Raw genomic sequence first — 18,468 nt, 5'->3', positions numbered from 1 at the left:
CCGCACCGGCTCCGGCCGCCGCGCCCACCCCGGCCGCCGCGCCGGCCGCCCAGCAGCAGAGCTCGGGGGTCCTGACCTTCACCGACCTCGCCACCGGCTACTGCCTTGACAGCAACAGTGCCGGGAACGGCTACACGATGGGCTGCAACGGCGGCAGGTACCAGAAGTGGACGGTGTACGGCTACGGGACCCTGGTGCTGGTGAACAGGGCCACCGGCCTCTGCCTGGACAGCAACGCCAGCGGCAACGCCTACACGATGGGCTGCAACGGCGGCCGGTACCAGCAGTGGAGGATGCTCGAGTCCGGCTACGGCACGGTGAACCTGGTCGACATCGCGACCGGTCGCTGCCTTGACAGCAACGGCCAGGGAGACCTGTACACGATGGGCTGCAACGGCGGCTCCTACCAGCGGTGGACACGTGGCTGACCTGCTGAGGGAGCACCGCGGCCTGATCCTGGACGTCCTGAGCGGCACCGTCGGCCTCGTGCTGATGATCGTGTTCGCCCGCTGGTTCTCCCGGACCAGGGGATGGCGGCGGACGATCCACCGCCGACGCCGCCAGTTCGCCGGCGGTGTGCGGGACCTCGGCCGCCTCGCCACCGCCTGGTACCGCTTCCATCGCGATGTACGCGACATCGCCGCGCTGCTCACGGACCCGACTCTCGGTCCGCACACTGTCGCCGCGCTCACCGCGGCGGCCTGGGTTCCGGCCGGCCCCACCGGAGCGCCTGCCGATCCGGTCCTCCCCGAGAGGCGGCCGGAAGGCCCGGGCGCGGATGCGGGCACCCCCGATCCTGGCGAGCCTGCTCCGCCGGTGAGACGGCGGGCGGACGCCTGGCCGTTCCAGGCCATCGTGCGGACCGACACGGTCGAGACCCGAGTCGCCGGGTACGCGGTGGATCCCAACGGGCCGGTCCTCGCCCGAGCGGAGATCGCCGCGACGCCATTCGCCCCCGGGATCATGGCCTACGCGGCGGCGGAGGCCATGCACTGCCCGGTCGCGGTCGGCCTGCTGCCGGGGTCGCGGGGCGCCCTGGTCGTGCTCGATCTCGCCGCGCTCCCCTCGGTCGGAACCATCGAGGGCCCGCCAGGCCTGTCCCGTCGGCTCGCGGCCACGATCGCGGCGCAGCTCGCCGCCGGCCTCGTCGCCCCGGCCGGAACCCGGCTGATCGTCGTCGACGCGGTCCTGCCCGGTTTCGGCGGACCGCCGCTTTCCAGCGCCCTCGACCTCCTCGATCAACTGGCACTCGACCGACAGGCAGCCGTCCGGGTCCTCGACGGACCCAGGCCGGCCGGCGGCTCGCGTGCGGACGACAGCGGCGGCCGGACCCGTGCGGGCCACGACGACCAGGCCGGGCCCACGCCCGGCGACGGTGACCAGGCGACGCCCGCCGACCCGACGGTGCTGGTCTGCGCCGCTCCGGCAGCCGATGATCTGCCGCGCCTCGCCCGCCTCGTCGAGCTGCTACCCGGCCTGCGGATACTCATGGTCGGCCGGCACCCCGGACCGCGCTGGCGGCTCGAACTGGACGCCCTCGGCCGGATCACGGCTCCCGAGCTCGGTCTGCACGCGGACTGCGCCCCGCTGGAGCGCGGTGTGGCCCGCGCGTGGAAGGATCTCGACCAGCGACACCGCCGCCCGGCCCCGGATCAGACCGGTGGCCTGGCTCCTGACTCCCCCACCACGGCTGCTCCCCACGGTGGCGCCGGTCCGGCCGCCCCGGACAGCGGGCAGCCGGTCACCGCCGCCGCGGCGGCAGACAGCGCCGCGGCGGCAAACACCAGCACCGCCGCAGACACCAGCACCGCCGCAGACAGCAGCACGGCGAAGAGGCGCCCGGAACACCGGGGCACCGGCGAGCTGGCCGAACCCGAACCGGCCCGGCGCGACGGCGGCCACACGGCTGTCACCGCCGCCGCCGGCGCGCGTGGGGCCGTCGAGGCCGGAGTCGGCACGGCCGGGGTGGAGGACTGACTGTGCACGTCCTGCTCAGCGTCGAGAACGCCGCCGGCCGCCCGGCTCCGTTCCCGCACACGCTCACCCCGGCCCCGGCCACCGACATCTGCGGCGACGTCCTGGTGCGGCTGCGGCCCACAAGCACCGTCGGGGAGCTGGCCGCGAGCCTCGCCGACCCGCCGCCCACCTGCTTCCTGGGCACCCACCCGCTCGACCCGCGCGCCACGGTCCGGGACAGTGGGATCGTTCCCGGGCACCGGATCGGTCTCGACGCCCCGCCCCGCCCGATCGAACCGCTGGTCGAACACGCCGGACCGGCCCAGTGGTTCGAGGTACGGGTCGTCGGCGGCCCGGGCGCGGGACGGGTCTGGCGGGTCGGCCCCGGCGCCCACGACATCGGTGCGGCGCCACACTGTGCCATCCGGCTCGACGACGACGACATCCCGCCACTCGCGGCGGTACTGCACATCGGCCACACCGGGAACACCTGGCTCACCCGGATCTCCCCGGCCGGAGTGCGCACGACGGTGCCGAGAGCACCGGAGATGCGTCTCACCGACGAGCACCGCGCGGCGCTGCACGTCGAGCGCCGGGACCGGCCCGATCCGCCCGAACCGCCGGACTGGCCCGAGTTCGGCCCCGGCGCGCCGGGGTGCACACCATGGGCGGTGGGGTCGGACCTGGTGGTCGGCCCGGTGCTGCTGCGCCTGGCCGAGCGGTTCGAGCCGGACGCCGCCGTCACCCCGGCCGAGGACGTCGTCGGCCGCGACTTCAACCGGCCGCCGCGGATCGTGCCGCCGCTGCTCACCTCACGCCGGCGCTTCCCGACGCCGCCGACGCCGCCCACCCGCCGGCCGATCCCGCTGCTCATGATGATCGCGCCGATGCTGCTGGGCCTGGCGTTCGTGTGGTTCTTCCACTCCTTCTTCTTCCTGGTCATCATGCTGTTCAGCCCGATCCTGGCGTTCGCCAACTGGAGCCAGGACAGACGCAGCGGGCGCCACCGCTACCGGGAGGAGTGCGCGCGGTACCGCACCCGCCGGGCCCAGGAGGAGACAGGCCTGCGCGCCGCGGTCCTCGCCGAGCGGCTGGCCCGCTGCGACGCCGCGCCGGACCCGGCGGCCCTCGGGCTGACCGCCACCGGCCCGGGCCACCGGCTCTGGGAGCGCCGGCGGACCGACCCGGACCACCTCCTGCTGCGGGTGGGGACGGTCGACCAGCCGTCGCTGATCGAGGTGGACGATCCCGCGCTCGACGATTACGACCGCCACCTGCGGTGGAACGTCCCCGAGGTGCCGCTCGCGGTGGACCTGCCCCGCCGCGGTGTCGTCGGCGTGGCCGGCGAACGGACCACCGTCCATGCGCTCGCGCGCTGGCTGCTCGCCCAGTGCGCCGTCCTGCACAGCCCCCGTGACCTGCAGGTCGTCGTCCTCACCGAGGCGGCGAGCCGGCGCAGCTGGGAGTGGGTGCGCTGGCTGCCCCACGCACGCCCGACCGCGGAGACCGCGGGCGCAGGGCCGGCGGTGCTGATCGGCAACGACCCCGAGACGGTGGCCCACCGCGTCGCGGAGCTGCAGGCGCAGATCCGGGCCCGGCAGACCGCGCGCGGCTCCGCGCTCGGACCGGTGATGTTCACCCAGCCGGATGTGGTCGTGCTCGTCGACGGGGCACGGCGGCTGCGGGATGTGCCGGGCATGATCCAGGTGCTCACCGACGGTCCCGCGGTGCGGATCTTCAGCCTCTGCCTCGACACCGAGGTGCGCCTGCTGCCCGAGGAGTGCACCACCGTGGTTCGCTGCGACGGCGGCGGCAGCGGCAGCGTGGACGGCCTGACCGTGGGCCAGAGCGACGTGCCCGAGGTGCCCGGGGTACGTCCGGACCTGGTGTCGACGCGCTGGTGCGAGCAGGTAGCCCGGGCCCTTGCCCCGCTGCGCGACATCACCCCCGACGCCGCCGACGGACTGCCCGGCCGGGTGCGCCTGCTGGACCTGCTCGGGCTGGCCGACCCGGACCATCCCGACCTGGCGTCCATCGTCGCCGGCGCCTGGACGGCGCGGCCGGCCTCGACCCGCTTCCCGCTGGGCACCGGCTTCGACGGCCCGGTCGTCCTCGACCTCGTCCGCGACGGCCCGCACGCGCTCGTCGCCGGGACCACCGGGGCGGGCAAGTCCGAGCTGCTGCAGTCCCTCGTCGGCTCGCTGGCCGCCCACAACCGCCCCGACGAGATGGTGTTCGTCCTGGTCGACTACAAGGGTGGCAGTGCGTTCCGGGGCTGCGCCCGGCTGCCGCACACGCTCGGGATGGTCACCGACCTCGACCCGGCGCTCGCCGTACGGGCCCTGGAGTCGCTGGCGGCCGAGCTGCGCCGGCGCGAGGAGCTGCTAGCCGCCGCGGCCGCGAAGGACATCGCCCACTACCGTTCGCTGCGGGCCCGGGACCGCGCCCTGCCCGCGCTGCCCAGGCTGCTGCTGGTCATAGACGAGTTCGCCACGCTCGCCCGCGAGGTGCCCGACTTCATCCCGGGGCTGGTCAGCCTCGCCCAGCGCGGACGCTCGCTCGGCATCCACCTGGTTCTGGCCACACAGCGGCCCGCGGGAGTGGTGACCGGAGACATCCGCGCCAACACGAACCTGCGCATCGCCCTGCGGGTAACCGACCCGATGGAGAGCTCGGACGTCGTCGACACGCCGGACGCCGCGCTCATCCCGGCCGCGGCCCCGGGAAGGGCGCTGACCCGGCTCGCGCACCGCTCGACCCTGCTGTTCCAGACCGCCTACTGCGGCGCTCCCTATCCATCCGCGGACCTCGCCGGCGCCGCTGCCCGCGCCGGCTCCGCTGCCCGCGCCGACTCCGCTGCCCGCGCCGACTCCGCCGGTGCGAGCGCTGCCGATGGCTCCGGCGGTGCGGGCGACGAGCCGGGCGCCGTGCCGCTGTCGTGGACCGCGCTCGGCCGGCCGTTGCCGACCATCGCGGCCCCGGCCGGCACCGACGCCGACCAGCCAGCCGACGATCTCGCTCCGACTGATCTGGACGTGCTCGTGGACACCATCCGCGCCGCCGCCGACCGAATCGGCCACGAGCCCCAGCCCAGCCCCTGGCTGCCCGCGCTGGGGCCGCGGGTGCTGTTCGAGGACCTGCTCGAGCGGTGCGGGCCCAAGGCGGTGCCGTACGCGCTGGAGGACGTTCCGAGCCGGCAGCTGCAGCAGCCGGTGTGCTGCGAGCTCGGCACGTTCGGGCACCTGTACGTCATCGGCTCTCCGCGCTCCGGGCGGTCCCAGGTGCTGCGCACACTGGCCGGCGGGCTCGCCCGCGCCCACTCCTGCGCGGACGTCCACCTCTACGGCATCGACGCCGCCGGCGGGGCGCTGGCCGTCCTAGCCGAGCTGCCGCACTGCGGTGCCGTCGTCACCGCGTCCGACCTGGAGCGGGTCGGACGGCTCTGCGACCGCCTCACCGTGGAGCTGGCCCGCCGGCAGTCCCTGCTCGCCGAGTACTCCTGCGCGGGCCTGGACGAACTGCGCGCCGCGATGCCCGCCGGGACGGCTCCCGCCCATCTGGTGCTGTTCGTCGACGGCTGGGACTCCCTCGCCGCGACCCTGCCGGAGCACGACGGCGGCCGGCTCTACGACGCCCTGCTCGCGCTGCTGCGGGAGGGCACCGGTGCCGGGATCCACGTGGTGGCCACATCGGACCGGGGCCTGCTGGCCGGGCGGGCCGGCGGCATGAACGATCACCGCGTGCTGCTGCGGATGGGCGAGCGCAGCGACTACGCCACGATCCGCGTCGGGCCGCAGCGTGTCCCCGCGCACGTCCCACCGGGGCGCGGGTGGCGGTCGGTGAACCAGGCCGAGCTCCAGGTCGCGCTGCTCGACCCCGACCCGGCGGGCCAAGCGCAGGCCGACGCGCTGCGCCGGATCGCCACCCGGGCCGGCGTGCGCGACCGGGACGTACCGGCCGACCGGCGCGCGTTCCCGGTCGCCGCGCTGCCCCGTGCGCTGACCTTCACCGACGCGTTCGCGCGGGTCCCCGAGGCCGAGCGCGGCCCGCTGCGGGCACTGCTCGGGCTCGGTGGCGACGAGGCCGCCCCGACGATGCTGGACTTCGCCGGCCGGGCGCACACCTTCCTCGTCGCCGGGCCCCCCGGGTCCGGGCGCAGCAACACGCTCGCCACCCTGGCGGTGTCGCTGCTCGCCGGGGGCACCCGGCTGGTCGTCGTCACCCCGCGGGACTCCCCGCTGCGCCGGCTCGCCGCCCACCCCCAGGTCACCCTGGCCGGCATGGACTCCCTGCAGGTGCAGGGTCCGGCGGTCGTCCTCGTCGACGACGTGGACCTGTTCGGGTACAACGCGCCGCTCGACCCGCCGCTGCGGGAGATCGTCGCCGCCGGGCGGGACCGCGGCGTCGGCCTCGCCTACGCGGGCAGCGGGGAGATCCTGTCCCAGTCCATCAGCGGCTGGCTCGGGGAGGCCCGGCGTTCCAGGCAGGGTGTGCTGCTGGCGCCGCAGTCCTCGCTGGAGGGCGACCTGCTGGGCACCCGCATACCACCGAGCCTGCTGCGGGGCGGGATCCGCCCCGGCCGCGGCTACGTCACCGACGCGGCCGGGACGCTGCGCACCATCACCATCCCGCACACCGTTCTGCGGTAGGCCGGCCGGCGGACCGGCCGGCCTACCGCCGTGCGCGCTCAGGCGTCGGTCGAGGGGGCGGGGGCTTCGACAGTTCCGAGTCCATGCTCTGCAGGTTCTGCATGATCAGGTTGAAGCTCTCGGCGAACTTGCCGATATTGTCGATCGCGCTGCTGAGCGAGGCGTTGAACTCGGTGTACTGGGCGCTCATCACCGGGCTGGACTGCTGCAGCCACAGGCCACCGCTGCTGGTGAGCAGCTCGCTCACCTGGCCCTGCAGCCGGATGAGCGTCGTCTTGATCTCGCCGCCTTCGGTGGTGAGCCGGCTGGCGACCGTGTTGATCTGGCCGTAGTCGACCTGGATCTCCGCCATGGGTACGGCCCTTCTCTCAGGAGGCGCTGATCGCGTCGTCCATCGCCTGCAACTGGGCGATGATGTTGCTGAACTGCTGGGCGAAGCTGGTGATGTTGTTCACCGCGCCGGTCACCGAGGTGTTGAAATCGACGTACTGCTGGCTGAGCACGGGGCTGGACTTCTGCAGCCACAGGCCGCCGTCGCTGGTCAGCAGCGCGGTCACCGCCGACTGGAGCGAGGTCAGCTTCGGCACCGTCTCGGTGACGGCGGCGTTCAGCGACGTCGAGACGGAGTTCACCTTCGCGTAGTCGATCGTGATGTTGGGCATGGGCAGCTCCTGGCAAGGTGGCCTGATCCGGGTCGCAGACGCCGGCCGGGCCGGGGGCGGGTCAGATGTCGAGGGGGAAGGGCGGGGTGAAGGTGTACTCCTCGGGGTCGGTGTGGGATTCCAGCGTCCACTGGCCGGTCGCCGGGTTGCCGGTGTAGACGTCGATGCCGTCCGGGCCGATCTCGGTCTTCGTCCCGGTGCCGTCCGGGTTGACGGTGACGGTGATGTTGGTCGCCACCCCGTCGGGGTCGATCGTGATGCTCTGGTAGCCGTCGTTCTCCCCCGGGATGACTGTCGTCGTGGTCACGCCGTCGTCGGTGGTGCTGGTGACGACATAGGTGTCGTCGGGGTTCGTCTTCCGGACGATCGTCTCGGTGGTGCCGTCCGAATGGGTGATGGTGGTGGTGTAGTCGACGATGTCCGGCTTCCCGTCGCCGTCCCGGTCGATGTAGCTGTAGGTCGTCGTCTCGGTGTAGCTGAGCCCGTTCGGCGTGGTGACGGTGCTCGTCTCGGAGGTGATCAGTCCGTCCTCGTTCACCTGGGCGTCGGTCTGCGTGCTCCCGTCGGGCCCGGGCAGGCTGGTCGGCATGGGGCCGGGCTTCGTCGGCGGCGGCCGGTCCGGGCCCCACAACGGGATGGTGGCCGTCTGGAGCACACCGTTCTCGTCGTAGTACTGGAATGTGACGACCTTGTCCTTGGTCTCCTCGTAGTGCTCCCAGGCCGCCTGTTCGGCCTGCCACTGGCCGATCTGGGCCTGGAGCCGACCGGTGTTGACCTTGCCGGCGAAGTCCGCGTCCACGTCGAAGAAGGCCTTGGCGACGCTGTCGAGCAGGTCGCCCAGCTCCTTCAGCTTGTCCATCGAGTCCTTGAACGGCTTGTGGCACGCCGAGTAGAAGGCGCTCAGCGCGGCGTAGAGCTTGCTGTTCCCGACCGCCTCGGACCCGACCTCACCGTGGCTGCCCACCACCGAGCGCCCGGAGACGGCGTTCACGTCGGTCTCGATCTGCCCGCGCAGGTTGCGCATGCTGCCCGCGAGATCATGCAGCAGCGCGTAGTCGAGCACCAGGTCGGCCATGCCGGCTCCTGTCCGCAGCAGGGCCCGCGCGCGGGACGCGTGGGACGGGGTTCGGGGATTCGCAGGGAGTCCGCCGAGAGGTCCACCGCCTACTACGCGCGCCGGCCGCGAAAGGTTCACCGATCACGCCGAACGACGAACCGCGGCGCTCGCGGGCGCGTAGTACCTCTCGGAAGCACGGCCGCCAGCCCGCGGCCGGTTCACCGAGCCGCGTAACCGCCCGCCGACACCGCCCTCCCCCGCCGACACCGCCCTCCCCCACCGACACCGCCTGCCCGCCGACAGGAGGCCCGCGTGCCGCGTCCCACCGACTGGTCCCCGCTGGGACTGTCCGGGGACCCCACCCCCGGCGATCCCGAGGTGCTGGGCGCTGTCGCCGACTACATGCACACGATGGCCGGGCACGCGCAAACCGCCGACACCGGCCTGACCCAGGTGGTCGCGAAGAGCGGCGAGGGCGCGTTCGTCGGCAAGACCGCGGACTGGCTGCGCGACACCATCACCACCGCGATCCGCGACTTCATCGGCGGCGTCCGCATCGCCTTCGAGCAGACGGAGCCCGCGGTGCGCAGCTACATCTCGGCGCTGCAGGAGGCGCAGTCGCGGGCGGACGCCGCGCTGACCGAGGCCATCGGCCTGACCGAGGACAACCCGCGCCTCACCACCCTGACCGCGGACGCGAAGCAGGCCGCGAGTGACCTGAACACGGCCGCCGGCACCGCCGCCGAGACGATCCGGGCGGCGCGCGACCACATCCACTCGCCGAATCCGAAGAAGTCCGCCTGCGAGGTCTTCTGGGAGATCTTCGGCTGGATCGTGCTGGCGATCACGGTCGTGGCCGTCTTCGTCGGCGGCCCGCTCGGCCTGGTCGCACTGGGCCTGAACGCCATCATCGCGACGAAGACGGTGATCGACTTCGCTGAGGGGAAGACGAACGTCACCGGCCTGGTCCTGGGCCTGCTCGGTCTGCTCGGGCCGTCCACCAAGCCGTTGATCTCGCTGGCCACCCTCAAATCGATCGGCGCCGTGACCTGGAAGATCGTCAAGGACGGGTTCGACGCCGCCGGGACGTCGATCGCCAGGGTCGGCAACGACTTCTGGCAGGCGCTCTCCACCATCACCTTCTCCGCCGTCGTCAAGGGCGTCGGTGACATCTCCGCCACCATCGCCAAATCCGTCCTGAACGGTTCGGTCTGGGCGATCAAGGGGTTCACCGCGGCCGACGGCCTCGCCGTGCAGGGCTTCGTCGCGCTGAAGAACTTCGTGGTGACCGCCCCGGCGGCCTTCGTCGGCGACGTCCTGAGCGTGACGGGCAAGCTGCCGGCGGCGCTCACCTCGAGCATCCGCGCGGTGCCCGGCTTCGCCCTCGCGGTGGGCGGGGGGCCGTCGACGCCGCGAAGACCGTGGGCCGGGTGCTGAGCAACGAGTTCGGCGGATGGAAATGGCTCAAGATCTTCCTGCCGCTGAACGGTGTGGAGATCGGCATCCTCGGCGTCCATGACGCCTACCGGCTCGCTGTATTCGGCCGCGGGTTGGTCCAGACCTCCCATTACGCGGCGCTGGCGGACCGGGTCGACCTGGTGACCGCGGCTGGCGGGGCGCTGCGAGTCAGCGACGGCGTCCTGCATGGTGTCGACCCGCCGTCGCCCGGCACGGTGCGCACGGACACCGGCCTGCTCGTGCCGGACGGGTCCAGCCACTTCTCGGCCCTGGGGAAGGACCTCGGCGGCGGGGTCTCCGTGAAGTCGCTCGACGTCGCCGGGCAGGGCGGGCGGATCATCACCCCGGACTCCTCCCTCACCGACCTGAACCTGTCCCTCGCCGGCAAGGATCTCGGGGCGCTGAAACCCGAGACGATGCCCGCGGTCCGGTCGGACCTCGACCTGCAGGGAGCCGTCCTGCTGGAGCCCGGCAGGCCGGTCGTCACCCCGGCCGACGGCCTGCCGGCCGCGTCGAACCTGCCGGCTCACACGACGAACCTGCTGGCGGACACGCACGCTCTCACCGGCGTGAACCCGCTCACCGGCACCCAGGCCATCAACGCGTCCCCCCTGCTCAGCGGTGTCAGCCCGACCGGCGGCGCGGAGCTGGGCGGCCTCGTGGCCCCGGCCCGGCTGGCCGTGCACCACGCCGGCGACATGTCGGCAACGGGCCTGCCGGAGATCCGCGCGGCGCTGAACGGCGATGTCACCGCGGTGAAGGTCTCCGACACCCAGGTCGCGTTCAACCTCGGCGCGTTCGACGGCGGGGCGGTCGTGCCAGGCCGCGCCTTCGACGCGCCGCAGGTACCCGTGACGTCCCACACCGCCCCGCCCAGCTCGCTGGCCCAGCAGATCGCGCCGCCAACCGTGACCGCGCCGCCTGTCGCCCCGGCGCTCAGCGGCGCGCTGCCGAACCCCGCGGCGGCGAATCCGGAGGCGGCGGCGAACGGGGCCCTCTCGAGCCAGTCCCGCACCTGGACGCAGCAGTTCGCCGGCCCGCCCGGCATCCACAACGGCGTGAAGCACGAATTCGTGACCGATCAGCTCACCGGGCACAAGTTCGGCGAGTTCGCGCCGACGCGCCCGGGGCCCGGGGCCCGCGCGAACCATGCGGTCAACTCGGCACTCGACCTGCTCGCCCCGCCGCCCTCACTCAACCCGCACGCACCCAACCCGCACGTACCCGCCGCCGACGCGGTGAGCGCCCGATCGGTGGACCCGGCCCTCGCCGCCGCCCACGGGCCGCTGCCCCGGCCGGACACCGCGGGAATGCCGGCCTCCGTAACGGCCCAGGCCGGCGGAGACCTCGCAACCACACTGGCCGGGCAGGTCGTCGCGAAGGTGCACGGGGAGGTGAGCCCGGTCCTGGACGACTTCGCCCAGATCTCCGCCCAGGTGCGCCTCGCCCAGGAGAACCTGGAGATCGCGCGGCTTCACGGCGGGAGCGAGCCGCTGGCGTCCGTGCAGAAGATCGCCCAGGCCGAGAAGAACCTGCGCGTCCTGGAGTCCGTCCAGTCGAAGATCGCCGCCGACCTGCAGGCACGTGGGGTGAACGATCCCCTGGCCACGGCAGCCGACTACGCGTGGACAGAGTTCAAGATCGCCCAGCACCAGTTCACCGAGGCCCGCGCGGCCTACGACGACCTCTACCCGGATCCGAGCACGCGGCCGCTCGGCGAGGGGACGTCGGTGGCGGGCGCGGGCAAGGGCAAGGCAGTCGCCACGCCGGCCCAGCTCGAGGCCGGTGTGAACCTGCAGCACGCCGCGGCCCGGTTCGACGTCGCGCAGGGGCGGCTCGACAATCTCGGCCTCGACGCGAGCCGGCTGCAGGCGATGGACGACGAGGCCCTGCGGCTCTCGCTGCTCGAACGGCCGCGGCTGCTCGGCGGCATGCGGGCCACCGACGTCCGCCAGCTCGCGCCGGACGGCGTCATCCACGGCTACGGCCGGCCGCTGGCAGGCGGGCTGCACCTGAACCTGGACGTCCCGGTGCTCGGCGGGCCGGGAGCGGCCCACGCCGGTACCGAAGCCGGGACGGTCGTCAACGGCGCCGGTGTGGTGATCTTCCGCGGCGAGGTCACCGAGCTCGGGCACGGCGGGTTCCGGATCACCGACCCCGCGGATGCGGGCCTGTTCCGTGAATATGGCGCCGACGGCCACCTGACCGGAGCCGGGCTCGACGTCCACGGCCCGGGCGGTGTGGCAGCCGGGCGCATGACGATCGACTTCTCCGCGGGCACGGCCACGCTGCACCGCCCCGGCGAACCCGTCCCCGGCAACTTCGCCTACGGGCAGCTACCCGGCGGCGGGCACCAGATCACCAGCGCCGTCGACGGGTCCTGGCAGCGCTTCGACGCCGCCGGCAACCAGACCGGCGTGATGTTCGATGTGCCGGCCGGCGGTCTGCTGACCGGCCGCCTGGAGATCGACATCGCCGCCCGCACGGGTACCGTGCACCGACCCGGGCAGGCCCCCGACCAGTTCACCTACCAGCCCCGGCCTGGCGGCGGGCACCAGATCACCAACCCGGCAGACGGCTCCTGGCACCGCTACGACCCCGCCGGCACCCCGACCGAAGCCCGCCTCCCCGTCGCCGACCCGGGCGGCGCGGCCGCCGGTCACCTCAGGATCGACCTCACCACCGGTACCGCCGCGCTGGCGCGCCCCGGGCAACCTGTCACCGGCAACTTCACCTACGGGCAGCTGCCCGGCGGCGGGCACCAGATCACCAACATCGCCGACCGTTCCTCGCTGCGTTTCGACGCCGCCGGCAACCAGACCGGGGCCGGACTCGACGTCCGCAACCTGACCGGCGCGCCAGGTGGCCGCCTCGAGATCGACTTCGCCGCGGGCACAGCCACCCTGCAGCGCCCCGGGCAACCCGTCCCCGACAACTTCACCTACCAGCCGCTGCCTGGCGGCGGGCACCAGATCACCAACCCGGCAGACGGCTCCTGGCACCGCTACGACCCCGCCGGCACCCCGACCGGAGCCCGCTTCCCCGTCGCCGACCAAACCGGTAACCCGTTCGGCGCGGTGGAGATCGACATCGTTGCCGGCACCGGCCGGCGCATCGACCCCGCCGGTACCCAGCACGACTGGCCCACCCTGCAGATCAGGCCAGGCGGCTACGTCCAGCTCAGCAACACCGTTGGGGAGATGCAGCGCTACACGGCCGCCGGCGGCCTCGTCGACGAGGTCATCGCCCCACGTGACCCACTGGGGAACGTCGGCCCGAGCCGGGTCCATGTCGGCGTGAACGCGTCCGGCCGCCAGGTGATGCAGTTGCAGCACGGCAACACCGCGATCCCGAACACCCGCGTCACCGTCGACGGCGCCGGCTACCGGATCACCAACACCGGGCCGGGCGCGCACGGCGGTGACTTCCGGGTGATCGGCCGCGACGGCGCGCTCCACTCGGAGCAGATCTCCTTCCTGAGTCCCAAGGGGAAGGCCGACGGTACCCACCTGTCCATCAACTACCAGGCGAACCAGTGGACGCGCCTGGACTCCGGTGGCCACCAGGTCGCCGGCAACGCGAACGCGGCACCGCAGGCCGGGCTCGCGTTCCCCCACACACCGCTGCCGGTGCACGGCTACAACAGCAAGGGCGCCGTCCTGGTGAAGGACAATGGTGACCTCCAGCTCATCGGCGCCGACAAGACGCCGTTCTACACGCGGGAGACCCTGGGCAACGGCGCCGGTCATCCGCGGCCCACCCTGGAGGTCTTCCGCGCCAGCAACGGCAAGCGCTACTGGCACCAGTGGAGCGGGGCCGCCAACGGCACGCTCGGCGACCTGGCCGCGAAGGGCGTACGGATCTTCGAGGATCTTCCCGAAGGCCGGCTGTGGTCGGACCACCAGCACGGCTGGCCCATTGACAAGGTGGTACGCGAGTACCGCAAGGCCGCCGACGGCGGCATCATCCGCGCCGAGGTGCAGACGGATGGCTCGTGGCACTGGTACCGCTTCGACTCGCGCGGCCAGCTCACCCTGGACGGCGTTCGGGACCACAAGTGGGACGGGACCAGCTGGAAGGACACCTACACGGACGCGGCGACCGGCCGGCCGACGGTGGCACAGACCTACGACTCGGCGTTCAACTTCCTCCCCAAGGCCCAGCACTACCGGGAGTACACCGTCACGGACCAGGGCGGCGGCGTCTTCGGGACCACCGCCGCCTACAAGGAGTCCTCGCCGCAGATCAAGGACACCGCGAGCCTCGACGTCCTGGCCAACGGCAACAACCTGGTGGTCAGACGGTGGGCCGAGCAGCGCCCGCCAGAAGCGCTGTGGAAGACGCCGGACAGCATGTCCGGGTTCGACAAGTTCATCTCGCATGTCGCCGGGTCGAAGCTGGGGGCCGTCGACTTCCCCGCCCCGGGCTCGCTTCTCGGCGACGGCCGCTTCCAGGTCTACAAGTGGACCGAGATCGACGCACACGGCGCCCAGGTCGCCACCGGGGTCCGGACGGTCACCCCGGAGGGCTCGTTCTCCGACTTCACCCGCGAGGGGCTGTTCGTCCGCGGCGAGATCAAACTGGACAACGGCAACACGGTGCAGATCGGCCGGGACATACACGGGACCCGCAGCGGGCAGGGGCACTGGGCCTCGCTGCAGGGCAACCTGCCCACCGGCGGCTCCCGCACCACGCTCTGGCGGGAGATGTCCGGCGGGAACGTCGTCGCGACCGGTGAACGGCACTTCCTCAACGACGGGAAGCACTGGGTCGACGGCACCCCGAACGGGGCGCCCGCCGGCCAGCTGCTGGTCGTCCGGCACACCGGCCCGGGCGGCGACGTCGTCCACACCGTCGGGGCAACCAACCGGCCGCTGTTCGACCCGGCGACGGCGGGCAACGGCCCGTTCGCCGGGGCCCACACCGGGGAGACCATCACCCGCAACACGATGGGGCAGATCATCGGCCGGCAGGAGAAGTGGCTTTCCGACCAGCCGCTCCCCGCCGGCCAGACACATCCGGCGTCGATCACCGTCCAGGCCAGTGGGGACGCCCACTCCGGCCGCTGGACGTGGAACGAAGGCGCCAGCTCCGGGATCCGCGTCAGCGGCCGCAACACACGCTGGACCGGCTCATGGGACGACTCCTACACCGACTTCCGCACCGTCGGCGGAAAGCCGCAACCGATCCGGGACGTACACGCGGCGAGCAAGGGGCAGTCCGTCGTCGCCCAGCTCACCCACAGCGGCGCCTGGAGCTCCGAGGTCCGCGGCATCGACGGCACGCCGGTGCCGAACACGGCCGGCACCCGCGAGTTCGCCGGGCCCGGCAACACGTGGCGCCGCGATGCCCCGGACGGCATCGGCCAGCCGCCATGGCGTGACGTCAACGCCGGCGGGCACGTCCTGCGCGAACTGGTCGGTGGCAAGGTCCGCGAGTACGCCAACCCCCGGCTCCCCACCGCGCCGAAGGGCTCGGGGGCCTGGAAGGAGTTCGACCAGGGCGCCGTCTACCGGGAACGGGTCGACATGGGCAACGGCGTCTTCCGGGAGACCGAGACCTTCCACAAGCAGTGGCGCGAGACCGACGCGAACGGCACGCTGCTGCGGTACCGCTCGCTGAACGGCGTGGTGTGGGAGCGCAGCTCGCTGAACCGGTGGTCGGTCCAGCCGTTCTCCTCCGTCGGCCGCGAGGTCGAGTCCCGCGGCATCGCCAGCGGGTTCCGTGCCACGAACCGGATGTGGAAGGAGGCCAACCGGCTGCAGTACAAGGCGATCGACGGCCTCGCCGGAGAGTTCCACGGCCCCGCCTTCCTCATCGGGACGAAGGCGGGGCTGGACTTCACCCAGGAGTTCATCCTGGACTTCACCGCCCAGGCGATGCTGCTGCTCGCCTTCAGGACGGGCAACGTCGAACCGCAGGACTGGTTCCGGGCCCTGGTCGGCGCGGCTCTCGCCAGCGCCATCAAGACCAGCAACAGCGTGATCCACGACATTCCCGCCCTGCGGATCAAGGGCTTCAAGGACGGGCTGGCCAACGTCGACGGCGGCAAGGGCTACAACCGCAACCCCCTCAACCACGACAAGCACTGGGACAACGAGTGGGCCGGGACGGAGAACCCGCCGCGCTGGCGGCAAAGCACCTATGACTACTTCCAGTCCACCATCCTGGTGAACTTCCTCGCCGCGTTCACCGTCCACGCGGCGAACACCGCCCTGTTCGGCCTGCCGAGGGCGAACAGGGCCCTGGCCGGCGCCGACGCCGCACTCGCCGGGGCGTGGGGAGGCGCCGGCACGGTGGTCATCAGCTCGACGATCGGCAGCGTCCGCAACCTCGGCCACCAGCTCGGGTCCGGGCGCTTCTTCCACCGCGGGGGCGCGGTCGACATCCTTCTGTCGCTCCTCGAACGGATGGGCGAGCGTTCGATGGGGAACTATCTGATGCTCAACGCCGCGGGCCTGCGTCCGCAGGACAATGTGGCGGGGCCACCACCGGCCACCACCACCAGCGCCACCCCTGGCCCACCGCCGCCCTGACGGCCGCAGGTGCAGGCTGCGGGCGGGTGATTCGACGGCGACGGGCCGCGGTGGGCCGGTCGGCGGGGCGAGCGGGCGGGGCGGGGCCAGCAACCGGGCGGGACAGGGGAGAAGAGAGCAGATGCGCAGGTTGCGGGGCGGGGGCGGGGCCGGGGGCGCTGGAGCCATCACGAGCCCGGTCCTCGCCGGGACGGACGCCTCGCCGATCGCGAACGGGGAGGACCCGGGGTCAGGGAGCGGCGGCAGCACGACGAACGACACCACGGCGAACGGCACCACGGCGAACGGCACCACGGCGAACGGCACCACGGCGAACGGCACCACGGCGGATGGCACCTCGGCGGATGGCACCTCGGCGAACGGCAGCGGTGGGAACGCGGAGCTGGTGCGGGTCGGGCCCGGGGGGTTCACGACCGTCGCGGCCGCGCTGCGCGCGGTGACGTCCGGAGGGACGGTGTCGATCGCTCCCGGCCGCTATCACGAACAGCTCGTCCTCGACCGCCCGGTGCGGCTCGTCGCCGAACGGGGGCCGGGGACGGTGTGGCTGAGCGGAACGGGCCCGGTGGTCGTGGGAGCGGCGGTCACCATGAGCGGCCTCGGGCTGGTCTGCGACGAACAGCCGGGATCCGCCGTGCTGTTCGTCGGTTCGGGGGAGATCGAGCTGACCGACTGTGACGTCGTCGGCGGGCGGGTGGAGGTCGCCGGCGGGACGGCCCGGCTGCGGGCGTGCCGGCTTTCCGGCGCCGAGCTGGCGGGGCTGCACGTGCTGGGCGAGTCCCGGGCGACCCTGGACGGCTGCGCGGTCGACGGCGTCACCGGGACGGGCCTGGTGGTCAGCGGCGCCGCCGTCCTGGAGCTCGCCGACACCCGCGTCAGCCGGGTGAGCGGCTCCGGGCTGCGGGTCCGGGACCATGCGACGCTGCGGGCGCGGGACTGCGAGATCCACCGCGCCGGGCGCAGCGGACTGCTCGTCGAGGGCGGCGCCACCGCGACTGTGCAACGCTGTCTGTTCCTCCACCCGGGGGCGGAGGGGATCCGTCTGCTGGGCTCTTCCCCGCTGGCGGCGGCGGACGGCAGCACGCCCGCGGACGGCGGCCCGCCGGCGGACGGTGAGGTGGCAGGCGGCGTCCACCTCGTCGAGTGCGAGGTCGTCCACGCCGGCGCGGACGGGCTGCTGGCCGAGGGCGGCGCCCAGGTCGCGCTGCGCCGGTGCCGGATCCGCCGCCCGGCCCAGGCGGGTGTGGTTGTCACCGCCGCCGCCGTGCTGCGCCTCACGGAGTGCGAGGTCGACGCGGCCGGAACCAGTGGGATGGTGGCCCGCGGCAGCGCGGCACTGCACGGCCGCGGCGCGACGGTGCGCGGTTGCGGCGCGAACGGGGTCTACGTCACCGACACGGCCCGGGCCGAGATGCACGACCTGACCGTCGAGGAGAGCGGTTACAGCAACGTCCACGTCGGGGGCGACGCCCATGGCGAACTGACCGGCTCCCGGCTGCGGGGGACGCCCGAACACGGTGTGCACCTGGCGGGCGCCGCGGTCGCCCGGCTCTGCGCGGTCACCGTCCGCGACAGTGCCATGTCCGGTGTCCAGATCGAGGGCACGGCGGTCCTGACTGCCACCGACTGCGAGCTGCACGACAACGCCACCGGGCTCGCCGTGGCCGGCGGAACGTTCGTGACCTGTACGGGCTGCCGGATCACCGGTGGTTCCGGAGCCGGTGTCCAGATCGGCGCGGACGCCGAGGCCACGTTGCGGGCCTGCCGGGTGCAGCGGACCGGGACGGCCGGCGTCGTGCTGGCCGGCCGGACCCGCACCCTGATCGAGGACTGCCGGATCGAGGACACCAGCGGCTCGGCCCTGGTGGTCTGGACGGGGGCGGCGCCGGACGTCCGTTCGACCCGGATGCGCCGTCCGGGCAAGAACGGCCTGTTCATCGGCGACGGTGGCGCGGGCACGTTCGAGCAGTGCGAGATCGCCGGCTCGGGCTTCCCCGCCGTGCACGTCGGCGACGACGCCCGGCCGCGGCTGGTCGCCTGCCGCATCCTGGACTGCGAGACGGATCTGAGCCTGGCTGAGCGCGCGGAGCCGAGCTTCGAGGGCTGCGAGGTCGACGGCGTCCGCGAGGTGCGCCTGCCGGGCGCGGCCCGGC

9 protein-coding genes are annotated in these 18,468 nt (G+C 73.2%); 6 read left to right on the top strand and 3 right to left on the bottom strand.

The window, feature by feature from the left end:
* From FREUN1FDRAFT_RS32045 to FREUN1FDRAFT_RS32035, 3 genes are all read left to right on the top strand, one after another.
* Nucleotides 1-428: ricin-type beta-trefoil lectin domain protein (locus FREUN1FDRAFT_RS32045; RefSeq protein WP_006544488.1), on the top strand; the 428-nt coding region annotated here is incomplete at its 5' end.
* Nucleotides 421-1,977, top strand: coding sequence for a hypothetical protein (locus FREUN1FDRAFT_RS32040; RefSeq protein WP_006544487.1), 1,557 nt, complete (start codon nucleotides 421-423; stop codon nucleotides 1,975-1,977). The genes FREUN1FDRAFT_RS32045 and FREUN1FDRAFT_RS32040, both read left to right, overlap by 8 nt.
* Before the next feature lie 2 nt (nucleotides 1,978-1,979).
* Complete coding sequence (locus FREUN1FDRAFT_RS32035; RefSeq protein WP_006544486.1) at nucleotides 1,980-6,605, top strand: FtsK/SpoIIIE domain-containing protein; 4,626 nt, start codon at nucleotides 1,980-1,982, stop codon at nucleotides 6,603-6,605.
* A 22-nt stretch (nucleotides 6,606-6,627) separates the two neighbouring features.
* Here FREUN1FDRAFT_RS32035 and FREUN1FDRAFT_RS32030 read toward each other — a convergent pair whose 3' ends face one another.
* The 3 genes from FREUN1FDRAFT_RS32030 to FREUN1FDRAFT_RS32020 form a co-directional block, all read right to left on the bottom strand.
* The gene (locus FREUN1FDRAFT_RS32030) at nucleotides 6,628-6,957 is read right to left on the bottom strand and encodes a WXG100 family type VII secretion target (protein WP_006544485.1); all 330 of its coding nucleotides are present in this window, start codon (nucleotides 6,955-6,957) and stop codon (nucleotides 6,628-6,630) included.
* Between the two features lie 16 nt (nucleotides 6,958-6,973).
* The gene (locus tag FREUN1FDRAFT_RS32025; protein ID WP_006544484.1) at nucleotides 6,974-7,267 is read right to left on the bottom strand and encodes a hypothetical protein; all 294 of its coding nucleotides are present in this window, start codon (nucleotides 7,265-7,267) and stop codon (nucleotides 6,974-6,976) included.
* 61 nt (nucleotides 7,268-7,328) lie between these two features.
* Entirely contained in the window at nucleotides 7,329-8,342 is a 1,014-nt protein-coding gene (locus FREUN1FDRAFT_RS32020; RefSeq protein ID WP_006544483.1) for a hypothetical protein, read from the bottom strand.
* A gap of 294 nt (nucleotides 8,343-8,636) precedes the next feature.
* Between FREUN1FDRAFT_RS32020 and FREUN1FDRAFT_RS32015 the strand changes: the two genes are divergently transcribed.
* The 3 genes from FREUN1FDRAFT_RS32015 to FREUN1FDRAFT_RS32005 form a co-directional block, all read left to right on the top strand.
* Nucleotides 8,637-9,761: a hypothetical protein gene (locus FREUN1FDRAFT_RS32015; RefSeq protein ID WP_006544482.1), complete on the top strand. Its 1,125-nt coding sequence runs from the start codon at nucleotides 8,637-8,639 to the stop codon at nucleotides 9,759-9,761.
* Entirely contained in the window at nucleotides 9,755-16,318 is a 6,564-nt protein-coding gene (locus tag FREUN1FDRAFT_RS32010; protein WP_006544481.1) for a hypothetical protein, read from the top strand. Before FREUN1FDRAFT_RS32015 ends, FREUN1FDRAFT_RS32010 begins: the two co-directional genes overlap by 7 nt.
* Nucleotides 16,319-16,439: 121 nt before the next feature.
* Nucleotides 16,440-18,468, top strand: a 2,029-nt coding sequence (locus FREUN1FDRAFT_RS32005) for a right-handed parallel beta-helix repeat-containing protein (RefSeq protein WP_006544480.1), incomplete at its 3' end; no start/stop codon positions are given.

Origin of the sequence: Parafrankia sp. EUN1f (genome assembly GCF_000177675.1) — a bacterium.
In the GTDB taxonomy this organism is placed as follows: domain Bacteria; phylum Actinomycetota; class Actinomycetes; order Frankiales; family Frankiaceae; genus Parafrankia.
This window is presented reverse-complemented; position numbering and strand designations above follow the sequence as displayed.

Excerpts from the sequence above, each read along its gene's own strand:
- FREUN1FDRAFT_RS32030 (WP_006544485.1), bottom strand. The coding sequence starts at position 6,957 with ATGGCGGAGATCCAGGTCGACTACGGCCAGATCAACACGGTCGCCAGC.
- FREUN1FDRAFT_RS32025 (WP_006544484.1), bottom strand. The coding sequence starts at position 7,267 with ATGCCCAACATCACGATCGACTACGCGAAGGTGAACTCCGTCTCGACG.
- FREUN1FDRAFT_RS32020 (WP_006544483.1), bottom strand. The coding sequence starts at position 8,342 with ATGGCCGACCTGGTGCTCGACTACGCGCTGCTGCATGATCTCGCGGGC.